At 63.2% G+C, this 15,118-nt stretch carries 13 protein-coding genes; 11 read left to right on the plus strand and 2 right to left on the minus strand.

Annotation, left to right across the window (positions count from 1 at the left end; genetic code table 11):
- Positions 1-26: 26 nt before the first annotated feature.
- Positions 27-3,461, minus strand: coding sequence for a response regulator (locus V6617_RS05300; RefSeq protein ID WP_338609620.1), 3,435 nt, complete (start codon positions 3,459-3,461; stop codon positions 27-29).
- 299 nt (positions 3,462-3,760) lie between these two features.
- Between V6617_RS05300 and V6617_RS05305 the strand changes: the two genes are divergently transcribed.
- The 11 genes from V6617_RS05305 (at position 3,761) to V6617_RS05355 (ending at position 14,172) form a co-directional block, all read left to right on the plus strand.
- Positions 3,761-5,434, plus strand: coding sequence for an ABC transporter substrate-binding protein (locus V6617_RS05305; protein ID WP_338609621.1), 1,674 nt, complete (start codon positions 3,761-3,763; stop codon positions 5,432-5,434).
- A gap of 70 nt (positions 5,435-5,504) precedes the next feature.
- Positions 5,505-6,482: an ABC transporter permease gene (locus V6617_RS05310; protein ID WP_338609622.1), complete on the plus strand. Its 978-nt coding sequence runs from the start codon at positions 5,505-5,507 to the stop codon at positions 6,480-6,482.
- Between the two features lie 4 nt (positions 6,483-6,486).
- Entirely contained in the window at positions 6,487-7,404 is a 918-nt protein-coding gene (locus V6617_RS05315) for an ABC transporter permease (RefSeq protein WP_338609623.1), read from the plus strand.
- The gene (locus V6617_RS05320) at positions 7,401-8,198 is read left to right on the plus strand and encodes an ABC transporter ATP-binding protein (protein ID WP_338609624.1); all 798 of its coding nucleotides are present in this window, start codon (positions 7,401-7,403) and stop codon (positions 8,196-8,198) included. Before V6617_RS05315 ends, V6617_RS05320 begins: the two co-directional genes overlap by 4 nt.
- Positions 8,198-9,142 carry an ABC transporter ATP-binding protein gene (locus V6617_RS05325; protein ID WP_338609625.1) on the plus strand — a complete coding sequence of 315 codons (945 nt, stop codon included), beginning with the start codon at positions 8,198-8,200 and terminating at the stop codon, positions 9,140-9,142. Before V6617_RS05320 ends, V6617_RS05325 begins: the two co-directional genes overlap by 1 nt.
- Positions 9,142-9,603, plus strand: a complete 462-nt coding sequence (locus tag V6617_RS05330) for a GNAT family N-acetyltransferase (RefSeq protein WP_338609626.1) — start codon at positions 9,142-9,144, stop codon at positions 9,601-9,603. The genes V6617_RS05325 and V6617_RS05330 overlap by 1 nt, the downstream gene beginning before the upstream one ends.
- The gene (locus V6617_RS05335) at positions 9,604-10,086 is read left to right on the plus strand and encodes a hypothetical protein (protein WP_338609627.1); all 483 of its coding nucleotides are present in this window, start codon (positions 9,604-9,606) and stop codon (positions 10,084-10,086) included.
- Positions 10,087-10,373: 287 nt separating this feature from the next.
- Positions 10,374-11,279, plus strand: a complete 906-nt coding sequence (osmF, locus tag V6617_RS05340) for a glycine betaine ABC transporter substrate-binding protein OsmF (protein WP_422394807.1) — start codon at positions 10,374-10,376, stop codon at positions 11,277-11,279.
- A gap of 75 nt (positions 11,280-11,354) precedes the next feature.
- On the plus strand, positions 11,355-12,506 hold the full coding sequence (locus V6617_RS05345) for an ABC transporter permease (protein WP_338609628.1): 1,152 nt from the start codon (positions 11,355-11,357) through the stop codon (positions 12,504-12,506).
- Complete coding sequence (locus V6617_RS05350) at positions 12,503-13,438, plus strand: ABC transporter ATP-binding protein (protein ID WP_338609629.1); 936 nt, start codon at positions 12,503-12,505, stop codon at positions 13,436-13,438. The genes V6617_RS05345 and V6617_RS05350 overlap by 4 nt, the downstream gene beginning before the upstream one ends.
- Complete coding sequence (locus V6617_RS05355; protein WP_338609630.1) at positions 13,435-14,172, plus strand: ABC transporter permease; 738 nt, start codon at positions 13,435-13,437, stop codon at positions 14,170-14,172. The genes V6617_RS05350 and V6617_RS05355 overlap by 4 nt, the downstream gene beginning before the upstream one ends.
- Here V6617_RS05355 and V6617_RS05360 read toward each other — a convergent pair.
- On the minus strand, positions 14,169-15,047 hold the full coding sequence (locus tag V6617_RS05360; protein ID WP_338609631.1) for a transglutaminase family protein: 879 nt from the start codon (positions 15,045-15,047) through the stop codon (positions 14,169-14,171). The genes V6617_RS05355 and V6617_RS05360 overlap by 4 nt on opposite strands.
- Positions 15,048-15,118 lie beyond the last annotated feature (71 nt).

The raw sequence follows: 15,118 nt of genomic DNA on the forward strand, positions 1-15,118 counted from the left end.
AATTCGGAGGTTTTGGGGCGGTTCGGTCAGGCGTCCTGGGCGCCTGCCGGTTCGGTTTCTCCCCGGGGCTTGGGGAGAATATGTTCGCGCACCAGGTCGCGCAGAGTCTGGGCCAGGGTGCGCAGATTTTCGTATTGGGCGGCGAATTCAGCGTTCTGGTCGATCTGGGCTTCTATGTCGGCCAGCACGAACTCGGCGGTCTGGATCACGTCGCGCCAGCGGGGGTTGGCGGGAAGGGTTTCGATCAGCAGATATTTGTCGAGCGTTCTCGCCTGCAGCGAGGAGCGGTCGAGATTGACCCGCCAGATGCCGCTTTTTTCGGCGAAGTCGATCTTGGAGCCGCCCTTGGCGCGGCGCCACAGGGCAATCGATTGGGTCATCACAGCCACAATGGTTTCGCGATAGACTTCCTTGCCGGGGAGCGGCGTTGCATCGAGTGCGGTGGAGTTGGCGGGCATGGCCTGCTGTTCGATCAGCACCGGCCCGACGGTATCGAGAACGCCCTGCACCGAACGCACCAGATGGTCGGTCTGCCGGCGCGTCTGCGCGGTGTCGGGGGTGATGACCAGCGCAAAGCCGCCGCCCGCGTCGGCCTCGATCTCGAAGGCGTTGAGCAGGACGGGATTGCCCGAGCTGCCCATGGGCACATCGTCGAGCGCCACGCGGCCTTCATCGGCAATCGTGCGGGTCATGGCGTCGACCATTGTGGGGGTCAAAAGATCGCTCAGCAGCGTCTTGCCCGGATCGATGACGCGGCCGGCGAGCACGGCTGCGGCCTGATTGGCGTAGGTGATGCGGCCGGTCTCACTGACCCCGAGCAGTCCCGCTTCGAGCGTATCGAGCAGCCGTGCCATGCGTTGCTGGGAAAGCCGCAGGGCGTCTTCGACCTGCACGCGGCGCTCGATTTCCGATTTGAGTTCGATATTTTCGCGTGCCGTGCCGCGGGCGCGTCCGGCTTCGAGGAGCGTCGCGATGCGGGCCAGAAGCTCGTCCTTGACGAAGGGCTTGACCACATAGTCGTTGGCGCCGTGCTCGAACCCGGCGATCACGTCGCGGGTGCGCGAGCGGGCGGTGACCATGATGATGGGCAGGTCGAGCAGGCCATAGCGGTCGCGCAGGCGCTTGGCGACTTCGAGCCCGCCCATTTGCGGCATCATCACGTCGAGCACCACGAGGTCGGGCTTGTGATTTTCAATCGCGGTCAGCGCGTCCATGCCATTTTCGGCGGCGCGCACGATATAGCCCTGGGGCGCGAGCACGTTGCGCAAGACCTGAATGTTGATCGGCTCGTCATCGACAACGAGGATCACCGGGGCCGCGTCGGAATTGGCGGAGTTCATTTCGGCGGTGTCGGCCAAAAGCATGCCCATGGTTTCGCGCAGGCCCTCGCTGCGCTCGCCATAGGTCAGGATTTCCGCTTCGGTCGCCTCGGTTTCGGCGACCGGGACTTCGAGCACGAAGCGCGATCCCTTGCCCAAATCCGATTGCGCGGCGAGCCTGCCGTGCATGGCGCTGGCCAGTTGCCGGGCGATGGTCAGGCCCAGTCCGGCGCCGCCGGGCTTGGCGATCATTTCGGGGCTTTCGCCGCGTTCGAGCGGCTGGAAGATGCGCTCGAGACTGTCGGGCGCAATGCCGACGCCCGTATCGGTGACGGCCACGGCGACGGTGTCTCCGGCCCGCCATGCCGTGATCGAGATCGAGCCCTGGTCGGTGTATTTGATGGCATTGCCCAGGAGGTTGTAGAGCACCTGCTCGAAGCGCACCGGGTCGGCCATCACATAGGGAATGGTTTCGGGGATATCGACGTCGAGCGTCACCGGCTCGCCGCGCAGCAGCGGTTCGGCCAGTTGCATGACGTTGCGGATCGAGGTTGCCACGTGGACCGGGTGGATATCGAGGCGCATGCGGCCCTGACGGATGCGGTAGATATCGATCAGGTCATCGACCAGCCGCGACAGGCGGCGTGCCGAAAAGGATATGAGGTCGAGCTGGCTGCGCTGGGGCGGGGTCAATTCGCCAACGGCACCGGCCGAGAGTGTTTCGGAAATGCCGATGATGCCGTTCAATGGGGTGCGCAATTCGTGGCTGGTGTTGGCGACGAACGTGTCTTTGAGCCGGTCGGCCTCTTCGAGCGCAGCGTTCTTTTCCTCGATCAGCCTGACGTGCCGCTCCAGTTCGACATTCTTCTGCCCGATCAGGGATAGCTGTGCGCGGATGGCGTCGCGCATGCGCTTGAAGCTTTCGGCCAGCCGGCCCAATTCGGTCGGTCTTTCCACGCTGGGCATGGTCCGTTCCAGATCGCCAGCGGCAATCGATTCGGCCACTTCGGTCAGCTTTTGCAGCGGCGCGGTCATGGTGCGCGAGAGCAGATATGCCACCCAGAACAGGATGGGCAGCGCGATGGCGGCGATCATCAGGACAAACCGTGTCAGCGCCTCGGAATTGGCAAAGGCGCTGCGGGTGGGCACTTCGGCAAGCAGCGCCCATTGGGTGTCTCCGAATTGGACAGGACCCCAGGCCGACAGTGCTGCGCCGCCCGACAGGCCGTCGCCGATAAGGGCGGTGGATGTGGCGGGTTGGCCCTGGTGCGGCGTTGGAACGGTCGCACCGATGGGAAGGGCATAGTCCTCCGGCGCGGAAACCAGCAATCCGTTGCCGGCGATCATGAAAAAATTGCCGGTCTCTTCTTGCTGGGACTGGACGATGGCACCGACGCCGCTGGCTGGCAGGCGGAAGATCGCCACGCCGCGCGGGCGCTGGTAAAATTCCACCCGAACGGCGACATAGGCGCCAAATGTCCCGGTCTGCGGATCGGGCGCAAAATCGGTTACCCGGATGGTTTCAGAGCCCTCAAGGGTCGCTGCGGCCAGTTGCCCGAGCGCTGTTTCGGCCATCCCCCCATCGAGATCGCCACCGAGATAGGCGTCCTTTTCGACCGAATAGACGACCCGTCCGTCGGTGTTGACCAGATAGAGATTGTCGAATTCGGCCGAGCGGATAAAGCTCGAATATTCCTCGTGGAAGCGCTGGTGAGCATTGGCGTATTCGAGCGCGTTGGAGACCATCGCATCGGTGTCGGGTGAAAACACCCCATCGCTGGCCGGGGCCCGGCCATTGATGCCGAAGATGGCCTGGAGCACATTGCGGGCTTGCTCGGGATCGGGGTCGATCTGGCGGAAGGCATAGGAAAAGCCATAGAAATCGCCGATGGAATAGCGCACGGCATTCGATTTGGTCAGCGAATCGGCCTGCCGGAAGGCAAAGGTCAGGTATTGGTCGAGTTCGGAGCGTTTGGCGTCGCGCACGAAGGCGAGGCGGGCAAAGGTTTCCTCTTCGACATTGGCGTTGAGGATGGAAAAGAAGACGGTTGCGGTCAAAACCAGTGGAATGGTGGTGATGGCGATCAGAATCGCAAACAGGCGGCCGCGGAAACCCTTCGGTGCCAGCCCAAACGCGCCCATCGTCGTTTCTCCCTTTCCCTGGCCCAGGCAGGGCCCCTCGCCCGAACCTGTGACATCGTCTATTCATATGGGGATGGTACAATACATAAAGCCGGTCACACCCCTTAACGTCGATTTTGACGGTTTTGCCGGTTTTGGGTGCGCAATTGACGGAAAAGCACCCGTGACAGAACCCTCCCTTACCAGCCCCAATGGTCCCCACGCTTTTCGGCGTATCCCGGCGCATGTGCTGTCGGGGAGGGAATATCTGTCAGCCGCGGCGAAGGGGCCGTGGTGCAACTGGAGGGAGCTCAACACTCATGACGACCACTTTCTTGAAAGGGGCGCTGCTTGCCAGCGTTCTGATCCTGCCGGTCGGCCTGGCCCAGGCCCAGGACGACGACCGCGCCATCCTCACCATGGTGCCCCAGCAATTGACGGCCTGGGTCGAAAATTACAACCCGTTCAACACCACGACCGTGCTGCCGACGGTCATCGATTTCATGTACGAGCCGCTGGTGATCTTCAACGCCCTGCAGGGCGGCACGCCGGAATACCGGCTGGCGGAATCGTATGAGTATTCCGACGATCTCTTGACCCTCACCTTCACCCTGCGCGAGGGCCTGAGCTGGTCGGATGGCGAGCCACTCACGGCAAACGACGTGGCGTTCACCTTCAACCTCATCAAGGACTTTCCCGCGCTCGATACCCGCGCGGTCTGGCCCAAGCTCGAAAGCGTCACGGCCACCGACGATCGCACCATCGAGTTCAAGCTCACCGAAGTCGATGCCGGGCTGATCTACCAGCTCGTCCAGGTCTATGCGGTCCCCGAACATGTGTGGGCCGAGGTCGAAGACCCGGTGACTTACACCAATCCCGACCATGTCGCCTCGGGCGCCATGTCCGAGATCGAGCGGTTCACCCCGCAGGAATACATCCAGTGCCGCAACCCCGAATACTGGGATGCCGAAAGCCTGCACGTCGATTGCCTGCGTCTGCCTCAGCTTGCCAACAACGATCAGGTTCTGGCCGCGGCCGCCAATGGCGAGCTTGACTGGTTCGGCTCGTTCCTGCCCGATATCGAGCGCACCTATGTCGGGCTGGACCCCGACCATCACGGCTACTGGTTCCCCTCGGGTTCGCCGGTCTATTTCTCGCTCAACATGACCACCGAAGACCCCGGCCTCAATGAAGCGTTCAACGATGTTGCGTTCCGCCGCGCCTTTTCCATGGCCATGGACCGCGAAGCGATGGTCGATATCGCCGGCTACGGCTATCCCACCGTCAACGACTATCCCTCGGGCCTTGGACGCGCCTATCACACCTGGAACAACCCCGAGGTCGAAGTCGAATACGGCCAGTACACCGAGTTCGATATCGAGGGCGCACAGGCGATCCTCGAGGAAGCCGGTTATGCCGATGCCGATGGCGACGGGTTCATCGACAGCCCGAGCGGCGAGCCGATCGCATTCGACATCATCGTTCCCAATGGCTGGACCGACTGGGTCAACACGGTCCAACTCGCTGTCGAGGGCCTGAACGCGCTCGGCATCAACGCCACCATGCAGACCCCGGAAAGCCCGGCCTGGACCGATCAGCTCATCGCCGGCGATTACCAAGCGGCGATCAACTCGGTCACCACGGGCGTTACCCCGCACTACTTCCTCGACCAGGCGCTCCATTCGCGCCATATCGGGCAGAGCCGCTTCCAGTCGGCCCGCTACTCCAACCCCGAACTCGACGAAGCCCTCGATGCGTTCAACACAACCATCGATCCCGACGAGCAGCAGGAGTTCATGAACGAAATCCAGATGCTGGTCGCCGAGGACATGCCGGTGGTCTGGGTGTTCGATAATCCGCTCTGGTACGAGTACAACACCACGCGGTTCACCGGGTTCTTCAACGCCGATAACCCCGTGGCGCGCCCGGTCGATTATTCGGGCGTTCCCGAGCGGCTGCTGCACCTGCTCGCCCTGCGCCCGGTCGAAGACTGATCCTAGCTCCGACATCTCTGTGACGCGGCCTTCGGGCCGCGTCATCTCATCCTCGTAGCGGAGAGAAAGAATGGCTTTCGTCCTGCGCCGACTGGGCTTTTACATCGCCGCATTCTTCGTTGCGGCCACCATCAATTTCATTCTGCCGCGGCTGATGCCCGGCAATCCCATCGACATCATGTTTGCCCAGTCGCAAACGACGATCCCGCCCGAAGCGCGGGCCGCACTGATCGAAACCTTCGGGTTTGCCACAGGTCCGCTGCACGAGCAGTATTTCTCCTATCTCAAATCGGTGTTTACCGGTGATTTCGGCTATTCGATCCGGTTTTATCCCCAGACGGTCAACGAGCGGCTCGGCTATGCGCTGCCCTGGACGCTGCTTCTGGCCGGGTGCGCGACGGTGCTGGCCTTTGCCATCGGCACGTTGATGGGCATTTTTGCCGCCTGGAAGCGCGGCGGGGCGTTCGATGCCATCATCACCCCCGCGTCGCTGGCCCTGCAGGCCATTCCGCCGGTTGTGATCGCCATTGTCGCATTGTTCGTTTTCGGCGTTGCCCTACGCTGGCTGCCGACCGGATATGCCTTCAATCCCAGCCTGGACCCAGGCTTTACCTGGACCTACATCAGTTCGGTCTTCGTCCACGGCCTGATGCCGGTCATCTCGCTGATGATCGTTTTCGTGGGCGGCTATCTGGTCACCATGCGCAACAACATGATCGGCCAGCTCGGCGAGGACCATGTGATCATGGGCCTGGCCAAGGGGCTGTCGGAACGCCGGGTCAAGTTCAACTACGCGGCCCGCAACGCGCTCCTGCCTTCGGTCACGTCGCTGGGGCTGACGCTGGGCGCAATCCTTGGCGGCTCGCTGGTCACCGAGGTGGTGTTCAACTATCCCGGCCTCGGCCAGACGCTCTATATCGGCATCGTCACCCGCGATTACCCGCTCATCCAGGGCCAGCTGCTCATCATGACGCTGGCGATCCTGACGGCAAACCTCATCGTCGATCTGGCCTATGTGCTGCTCGACCCGCGTCTGCGGAGGGCCTGAGATCATGGTTGAAACCCTCAAAGTCTTCCTGCGCAACCGCAAGGCGGCCTTCGGCCTGCTGATCGTGCTCGCCTATGTCCTGGTCGCCGTTTTCGGGCCGATGATCCTGGGCGCCGATCCCATGGCGCGGGTGGGCCGCCCCCATACGCCGCCCGATGGCGAGGCGCTGATGGGCACGACCCGGATGGGACGCGACGTCTTTTCGCAACTGGTCTACGGCACGCGCACCTCGCTGGCCGTAGGGTTTTTCGCCGGGCTGCTGGTGGTGATGATCGGCACCGTTTTGGGCATTGCCGCGGGCTATTTCGGGGGCGTTATCGACGAGATCATCAATTTCTGCACCAATGTCGTGCTCGTCATTCCCCAGCTACCGCTGCTCTTGGTGATCGCCGCCTTCGTTGGCCAAACCTCACCCGTCGTCATCGCCATCATCATCGGGGTGACCTCGTGGGCATGGGGGGCGCGGGTGACGCGCGCCCAGACAATGACCTTGCGCCAGCGCGAATATATCCAGGCGTCCGAGTTGATCGGCGAGCCGGCCCACCGGATGATCTTTGTGGAATTGCTGCCCAACCTGCTCTCGATCATCGGGTTCAATTTCATCGGTTCGGTGACCTACACCATCATCACCCAGGCGACGCTGGAATTTCTGGGCCTGGGCAATCCCATGTCGGTGTCGTGGGGCACCATGCTCTACCATGCCCAGAATTCATCGGCGATCACCGTGGGGGCGTGGTGGGAAGTGCTGGCCCCGGCCGTTGCGGTGGCGGGCATCGGCATCGGGCTCTCGCTTCTCAATTTCGGGGTCGATGAAATCTCCAACCCGCGCCTGCGCACGCTCGGCACCATAGCGGCGGCCGCCAAAGCGCAGGAAAAGCTCGACCGCCAGCGCGCGGCCGGCAAGCTGGAGGCAGCACAATGAGCGCATTGGTTTCGGTTCGCGGCCTGCAGGTCGATTATCTCACCGGCAAGGGGTTGTTCACCGCCGTCAGGAACGTCGATTTCGATATCGGGCAGGGCGAGGTGATGGGGCTGGCCGGAGAATCGGGTTCGGGGAAATCGACGATCGCCTTTTCCCTGATGCGCCTGCACCGCCCGCCCGCCATCATCTCCAGGGGCTCCATTACGATCGACGGCACCGATGTGCTGGCCATGCCGGCCGCCAAACTGGAAAAGTGGCGCTGGTCGTCGGTGTCCATGGTGTTTCAAAGCGCGATGAACTCGCTCAATCCGGTGCTGACCCTATTCGAGCAGTTCCGTGACATGCTGGCGCGGCACACGGGCCTTTCACGGCCGGAAATCCGGGCGCGGGCCGAAGAGCTGTTGGCGCTGGTCGGCATCCCCGCCGCACGGCTCGACGATTACCCGCACCAGCTTTCGGGCGGCATGCGCCAGCGGGTGGTGCTGACCATGGCGCTGGCGCTCAACCCCAAGCTGATCATCATGGACGAGCCCACCACGGCGCTCGACGTGGTGGTGCAGCGCGAAATCCTGCAGGAAATCATGGCGCTCAAGGCGCAGTTCGGGTTCTCGATCCTGTTCATAACCCATGATCTGGCGCTGATGAGCCAGTTTGCCGATCGGATCGCCGTGATGCTCGAGGGCGAGATCGTCGAACACGCGCCGACCGCCGCCATCGTTTCCGATCCGCAGCACGACTACACGCGCAAGCTCTGGGATGCGATGCCCAGGATCGCAGTGAGGGAGGCAAGTTGATGTCTGACGCACCGCTTCTCGAAATCGACAACGCCTCGAAAGTCTTTCATCTCAAGCCCATGTTCGGCGCCGCCAAGGAGGTCGTTGCCATGCGCAATGTCTCGCTGAGCGTTGAAAAGGGCAGGGCCCTTGCCATCGTTGGTGAATCGGGCTCGGGCAAATCGACAATCGGGCGGGCCGTCACCCGGTTGTTTCAGCTTTCCGAAGGCCAGGTGAGGTTCAAGGGCCGCAACATTGCCGATATCAAGGGGCGCGCCGAGGAACTTGCCTATTCGCAGGCCGTGCAGATGGTATTTCAGGACCCGTTTGCTGCGCTCAATCCGGCCCATACCATCCGTCACCACCTCGAACGCCCGCTCAAACTGCACAAAAAGCTCGGCGGTAGCGGGCTGGCCGATGCGGTGCGGGGCGTTCTGGCCGATGTGGAACTGGACCCCGCCGTGACGCTGGAAAAATATCCGCACGAACTGTCGGGCGGCCAGCGCCAGCGGGTCAATCTGGCCCGGGCGCTTGCGGTGGGGGCCGAACTGATCGTTGCGGACGAGCCTACCTCGATGCTCGACGTGTCGATCCGCAAATCGGTGCTGGGCCTGATGCAACGCATGAAGGCTGAGCGCGGCATCACATTCCTCTACATCACCCACGATATCGCCACCGCCCATTATCTGGCCGAGGACACCGCGGTAATGTTCGGTGGGCAGGTGGTCGAGTGGGGGCCCTCGGACAGCGTTATTTCCAATCCGCAACATGCCTATACCAAGGTGCTGCTCTCGGCCGTGCCAGACCCCAATGTCCGCTTTGTTGCCGATGCGGATGGGGGCAGGGCGTTTGCCCAGAACATCGAAAAAGTGCGGGCGCTGGCTCGCAAGCCGGCGGGCTTGCCCGTCGAGGTCGAGCCGGGGCATTTTGTGCGTCACAGATTCCAGGACATGGACGCCGCCTGATGGACCTTCTCGTTCGCCTTTACGATCTTCCCCGTTACGATTATTCGCGCGTTGCGGGACAAGGTGCCACCCTGCGCCGGGCGCTCCCTCCCGAGCGCGGGCTGGTTGCCGATTGGGTCGAGGCCCATTTCTCGCGCCACTGGCGCAGCGAGGTCGAAGTGGGGTTTTCGCACCAGCCCATCGATGTTTGGCTGGCGACGGATGCGTCGGGCCTTTTGGGTTTTGCCTGCGGTGATGTCACGGCGCGGGGGTTCTTCGGGCCGACCGGCGTGCTCGAAAAGGCGCGCGGGCGGGGGATCGGGGAGGCGCTGTTGTTCAGGACGCTCGAGGATCTGCGCGACAAGGGTTTCGCCTATGGTGTGATCGGAGATCCGGGGCCTGTGGACTTTTACAAAAAGAAGCTCGACGCCATGGAAATCCCCAATTCCTGGCCGGGCATCTACAGGGACATGCTCAAATAAATGGACCTTTACGCGCTCAATCCCTTCGCCGATGACCCCGATCGCCATGCCATCTGGGAAATGCTGGTGGCGCGCGATATCGAGGCGTTTCTGGCCTGCGAGTGGTCGATGGTCGAACCCGATTTCGCCGCCGAGCGCTTCATGGGCATCGATGGCAGGGCCTCGGGCAATCCCGATGACTGGCGGGTCAGTTTCCCGACGCTGGAGAGCTATCGCGATTCCTGGCTGGCCGGCGCCCGCGATTTTGCACCCCGCGCAGAGATCGAAACCGCCCGGGCCGGCGTGTTCGGCGCGACCGAACTCACCGACATCGAAATCACCGCAGACCGCGCGCTGGCGCACAAGAAGTTCAACGGCAAGGTCGCCATGAAAGACGGCACCTTCGACATCCTCGACTGGCAGTCGGTCTATACGCTGGCGCGGATCGAGGGATCGTGGAAGCTCACGGGGTTTATCGGGTATCTGCCTTATTCGATGGGGTAGCGCTTTTCCCGTGAAGGCTACACAAACTCAGCGGTCATCCCGGGCGAAGACCCGGGATCCAGTAAACGGCAGCGCCTGCGCTTAAGCCAAAAAATCCGAGTGTACTGGACCCCGGCTCCGGGCCGGGGTGACACGAGGTTATTTTGCGTGGCGGCCAGTTCATCGCGGACCACAAAGGGAACAAAATCCGTTCACGATAATTTCTAAACTCAGGGCTGGTCATCCCGGCTTCAGGCTGTAGGCTACGAGGCTGAGTCCATGACCAGAGTCAGACCGGGAGAAAATCCGTGAAACTGCTTTCCATCATTGCTGGCGCGGCTGTTGCTGCCGCGCTGACCACGACTGCCTACGGGCAGGTGGTCGTCTCGTCCAAGATCGATACCGAGGGCGGTGTTTTGGGCAACATCATTGCCCAGATGCTGCAGGCCAACGATATCGAGACCGAGAACCGCATCCAGCTTGGCGCGACGCCCATCGTGCGCGAGGCGATTGCAGCCGGCCAGATCGACATCTACCCGGAATATACGGGCAATGGCGCGTTCTTTTTCGGTCTTGAGGACGAGGACGTCTGGAATGACGCGCAGGCCGGGTTCGACCGGGTTGCCGAAATGGACCTTTCCGAAAACGGTGTCGTCTGGCTCACGCCTTCGCCGGCCAACAACACATGGGCCATTGCCGTGCGCTCGGATGTCGCCGAGGAAAACGGGCTGGCGACCATGTCCGATTTCGGCGCCTATATCGCTGATGGCGGTGAAATCGTGCTTGCCGCATCGAGCGAGTTCGTGACCTCGCCTGCTGCCTTGCCCGCCTTTCAGGAGGCCTACGGGTTCGAGCTTTCTTCAGACCAGTTGATCCAGCTTTCGGGTGGCGACACCGCAGCGACCATTTCGGCTGCGGCCAACCAGACCTCGGGCGCCAACGCGGCCATGGTCTATGGCACCGATGGCGGCATCGCGCCGTCCGGGCTCGTGGTCATGGATGACGATATGGGCGTGCAGCCGGTCTATGCGCCTGCGCCGATCATCCGCCAGGACGTGCTGGACGAATATCCGCAGATCGCGGAAATCCTTGCCCCGGTGTTTGAAGGCCTGACGCTCGAAGTGCTGCAGGATCTCAACGGCCGCGTGCAGGTGGGAGGCGAACCGGCCGAAGCGGTCGCCGAATCCTACCTGACCGAAAACGGCTTTCTCTAAAAGGGAAAGGGCCGCGCCTAACCTCGCGCGGCCCCAACCATCTTGACGGCGCTCGCCCGGGCCGGGACACATTCATTGCGTATCGACAAGCTCGGAGTGGTGGTTGCCGCTCTGGGGCTTTTCGCGCTCGTTTTTCAATCCTTTCTCGTCTTTCGCGCCAACCGGATCGTCCCCGGCGAGGCGGTTCCCGCCTGGGACGCGCTGGGCGTCGGCGGCATCGCGCTTTATGGCGCGCTGGCCGTTGCGCTCCTGGTCCTGCTGCTCAAGACCCCGCTCGCCATCCGGCTCGCGGTCGCCAGCCTCGCGCTGATCGCGCTGGCGGTCGCCGTGGGCATGGGGGCATCCGCTTTGATCCCCGAAGGCGATACCTATGCCCGTGTTTCGCCCGGCTCGGGTGTGTGGATCATGGTCTTTGCTTTTGCGCTGGCCGCGACCGACGCCCTGGCCCGGCTCAAGCTCGGGCCGTTCGCCCGGGTCGGCATTCTGATCGGTGTGGCCGCGGTTCTGTGGGGCATCCTTGCTTCGGGCCTGTGGGACGATCTGGCGGTGATGCGCGAATATCAGGGTCGGCAGTCGGCGTTTTTTGCCCAATTGCAGGTCCATCTGTTTCTTGCCTTCGGATCGGTGGCCGCGGCGGTGCTGATCGGGGTTCCGGTGGGAATCGTGTGCTACCGCATACCCCGCGTCCGGGCCGGTATTCTGGGCAGCCTCAATGTGGTCCAGACCGTCCCCTCGATTGCGCTGTTCGGGCTGTTGATCGCGCCCATGGCCTGGATCGGCGCCAACGTGCCCGGCGCGCGCGAGCTCGGCATCGGCGGTATCGGCTACGCCCCGGCCTTTCTGGCGCTGTTTGCCTATTCGCTGCTGCCCATTGTGTCCAACACCGTCGTCGGCCTCGACGGGGTGCCGCGCGATGCCAATGAAGCAGCGCGCGGCATGGGCATGACCAATGGACAGCGCATGACAGGTGTTTTGCTGCCTCTGGCTTTCCCGGTGATCCTCACCGGTATCCGCATCATTTTGGTCCAGAATATCGGTCTGGCGGTTATCGCCGGGCTGATCGGGGGCGGGGGGCTTGGCACCTTCGTGTTCCAGGGCATTTCGCAAACCGCCATGCCGCTCGTTCTGCTCGGGGCGATCCCCGCCGTCGCCATGGCGTTCGCGGCGGCCATCGTGCTCGACGCTGGGGTGGAATTGAGCCAGGGCCGCCAGAGGGCAAGACCATGATCGAAATCGACCATCTCACCAAGACTTATGACGGCCGCGCCGTCGTCGACGATGTAACGCTCTCCATCCCGAGCCGGGAAATCGTTGCCATCGTGGGCACCTCGGGCTCGGGCAAGACCACGCTGTTGCGCATGATCAACCGGCTGGTCGAGCCCAGTGCCGGCGCCATTCGCATCGACGGCCAGGATACCCACGATCTGCCCCCCTACGAATTGCGGCGCCAGATCGGCTACGCCATTCAGGGGCACGGGCTGTTTCCCCATCGCGACGTCGCCCACAATATCGGCACCGTCCCGCGCCTTTTGGGCTGGGACAAGCACAAGATCTCCGCGCGGGTGGACGAACTTTTGGAGATGTTCCAGCTCGAGCCCGACCAATACCGCTCGCGCATGCCGCACGAGCTTTCGGGTGGCCAGAAACAGCGTGTCGGGGTCGCCCGCGCCCTCGCCGCCGGACCGCTGGTCCTGCTCATGGACGAGCCGTTCGGCGCGCTCGACCCGATCATCCGCGCCAAGGCGCAGGCCGATCTGGTGGAAATCCAGCAGCGGCTGGGCACCACCGTCGTCCTTGTCACCCACGACATGGACGAGGCCATCCGGCTCGGCGACCGCATCGCCGTGATGAGCGAGGGCAAGGTTTTGCAATACGCCTCGCCCCAGGAAATCATCGCCAATCCGGTGGACGATTTCGTCGAGGCGATGCTGGGATCTGGCGACAAGGCGTTTAGGCTTTTGACCCTCGATCATGTCTCCTCGGTGGTCGAGCCGGGCGAGGCCGAGGGCCAGCCCGTCGACACCCACCTGTCGCTGCGCGACGCCTATTCGGAAATGCTGTGGTCGCAGCGCCCGGCCCTGCCGGTGACCAAAGACGGCGTACCCATCGGCATCGTCACCCGCGCGGCGCTGGAAAAACGGGCAGCGCGGCCGCAATGAAGATCGGGGTCGTCATAAGGCTGGTGGTTCTGGCGTTGCTCATCGCGTTCATCGTGACGCCGCAAAGCTTTGCGCCGCTGTTTGCGCCGCTGGTGCGTGAGGGCACGCCACCGATCTACACCCAGACGACCATCCTCTCGCTCACCCTGAGCCATCTGGCCATCGTGGGGTTTGCAACCGTGCTCGCAACGCTGTTCGCGGTCGGGCTGGCCATTCTGGTCACGCGCCCGTTCGGCGAGGAATTCCTGCCCCTTTCGCGCGCCATCGCCAATATCGGGCAGACCTTCCCGCCGGTCGCGGTTTTGGCGCTGGCTGTGCCCATGCTCGGGTTCGGCACAGGGCCAACTCTGGTTGCGCTGTTTTTGTATGGGTTGCTGCCGATTTTCGAGAACGCCCTGACCGGGCTGACGTCGCTGGCTCCCTCGGTGCGCGAGGCATCGCGCGGCACCGGCATGACCGGCTGGCAGCGTCTCTCGGGGGTCGAATTGCCGCTGGCGCTTCCGGTGATCCTTGCGGGCATCAGGCTTTCGGCAGTCATCTCGCTCTCGACCGCCACCATCGGCTCGACCGTTGCGGCCCGCACCCTGGGCGAAGTCATCATTGCCGGGCTGGTTTCGGGCAACACGGCTTTCGTCTTGCAGGGCGGGCTGATCGTGGGGGCTTTGGCGGTCTTGATCTATGACGGGTTCGTGGGGCTGGAAAAATTCATGGCCCGCCGCATGGGAGGCATCTAGCCGACTTCCAGAACGTCCACGGCCTGTGTCGTTTCCTGCCCGCCCGCCGAGCGCAGCATGCCCACGATTGGAGTGACGTCGGAATAATCGCGCCCATAGCCGATGACGATATGATCCTGGCCGGCGAAAATCGCGTTTGTGGGATCGAACTCGACCCACCCGGTTTCGCGCCCGCACCACACTTTCACCCAGGCGTGCATGGCGTCCGCGCCTTCGAGCCGCTCTTCGCCTTCGGGCGGTATGGTGCGCAGGAACCCCGAGACATAGCCCGCCGGAACGCCCAGCCCGCGCAGGCCGGCAATCATGATGTGCGCGAAATCCTGACACACGCCGCGCCTGAGCGCGAAGGCCTCGGTCACCGGGGTATCGACCAGCGTCGCCTCGCCGTCATAGGCAAAATCGGCATGGATGCGCAGACCCAGATGGTGGGCCAGCTCGCGCACCGAAATCGCTTGCTTGACGCTCGATCTGGCATAGGCGGTGATCGCTGGCTCTATGGCGATGCGGGGGCTGGGGCTGAGGAAATGATGGGGCGAGAGCGATCCCATGTCCCAGTTGCCGGCGATTTCGGCATGGAGCGTCTCGAGCGTTGGCGTGAAATCGATGCCCGGATCGCCGCGCAGCACTTCGACCCGGGCTGCAATGGCGATATCGAGAGCCTCATGGGCGCTGCGATAGGCGAGCGCCGCCACGCGGGTGCCGAAGAAGTCGACAAACTCGGAGCGTTCGGCCGGTTGGGGATCGACGGTCAGGCTCGCCGCCACGACCCGCTGGATGCCCGCCAGATTGGCCGGAAACACCCGCACCAGATGCCGCCCGCCCGAAACCGGGGCATCATAGGCATAATCGAGCTTGAGCCGGATGTCGTAGAGCATGGTCAGGACGCCCGGCGGTGAGCAAAATCGCAGCGCATCGCCCGCACCCCCCACTTGGTCACCCCGGCCTC

Origin of the sequence: Pelagibacterium nitratireducens (assembly GCF_037044555.1) — a bacterium.
GTDB classification, from domain to species: domain Bacteria; phylum Pseudomonadota; class Alphaproteobacteria; order Rhizobiales; family Devosiaceae; genus Pelagibacterium; species Pelagibacterium nitratireducens.

Bases quoted from the DNA above. Each gene is read 5' to 3' on its own strand.
- V6617_RS05305 (WP_338609621.1), top strand. From the start codon at position 3,761: ATGACGACCACTTTCTTGAAAGGGGCGCTGCTTGCCAGCGTTCTGATC.
- V6617_RS05350 (WP_338609629.1), top strand. From the start codon at position 12,503: ATGATCGAAATCGACCATCTCACCAAGACTTATGACGGCCGCGCCGTC.
- V6617_RS05360 (WP_338609631.1), bottom strand. From the start codon at position 15,047: ATGCTCTACGACATCCGGCTCAAGCTCGATTATGCCTATGATGCCCCG.
- V6617_RS05320 (WP_338609624.1), top strand. From the start codon at position 7,401: ATGAGCGCATTGGTTTCGGTTCGCGGCCTGCAGGTCGATTATCTCACC.
- V6617_RS05355 (WP_338609630.1), top strand. From the start codon at position 13,435: ATGAAGATCGGGGTCGTCATAAGGCTGGTGGTTCTGGCGTTGCTCATC.
- V6617_RS05310 (WP_338609622.1), top strand. From the start codon at position 5,505: ATGGCTTTCGTCCTGCGCCGACTGGGCTTTTACATCGCCGCATTCTTC.
- V6617_RS05335 (WP_338609627.1), top strand. From the start codon at position 9,604: ATGGACCTTTACGCGCTCAATCCCTTCGCCGATGACCCCGATCGCCAT.
- V6617_RS05315 (WP_338609623.1), top strand. From the start codon at position 6,487: ATGGTTGAAACCCTCAAAGTCTTCCTGCGCAACCGCAAGGCGGCCTTC.
- V6617_RS05300 (WP_338609620.1), bottom strand. From the start codon at position 3,461: ATGGGCGCGTTTGGGCTGGCACCGAAGGGTTTCCGCGGCCGCCTGTTT.
- V6617_RS05330 (WP_338609626.1), top strand. From the start codon at position 9,142: ATGGACCTTCTCGTTCGCCTTTACGATCTTCCCCGTTACGATTATTCG.
- V6617_RS05325 (WP_338609625.1), top strand. From the start codon at position 8,198: ATGTCTGACGCACCGCTTCTCGAAATCGACAACGCCTCGAAAGTCTTT.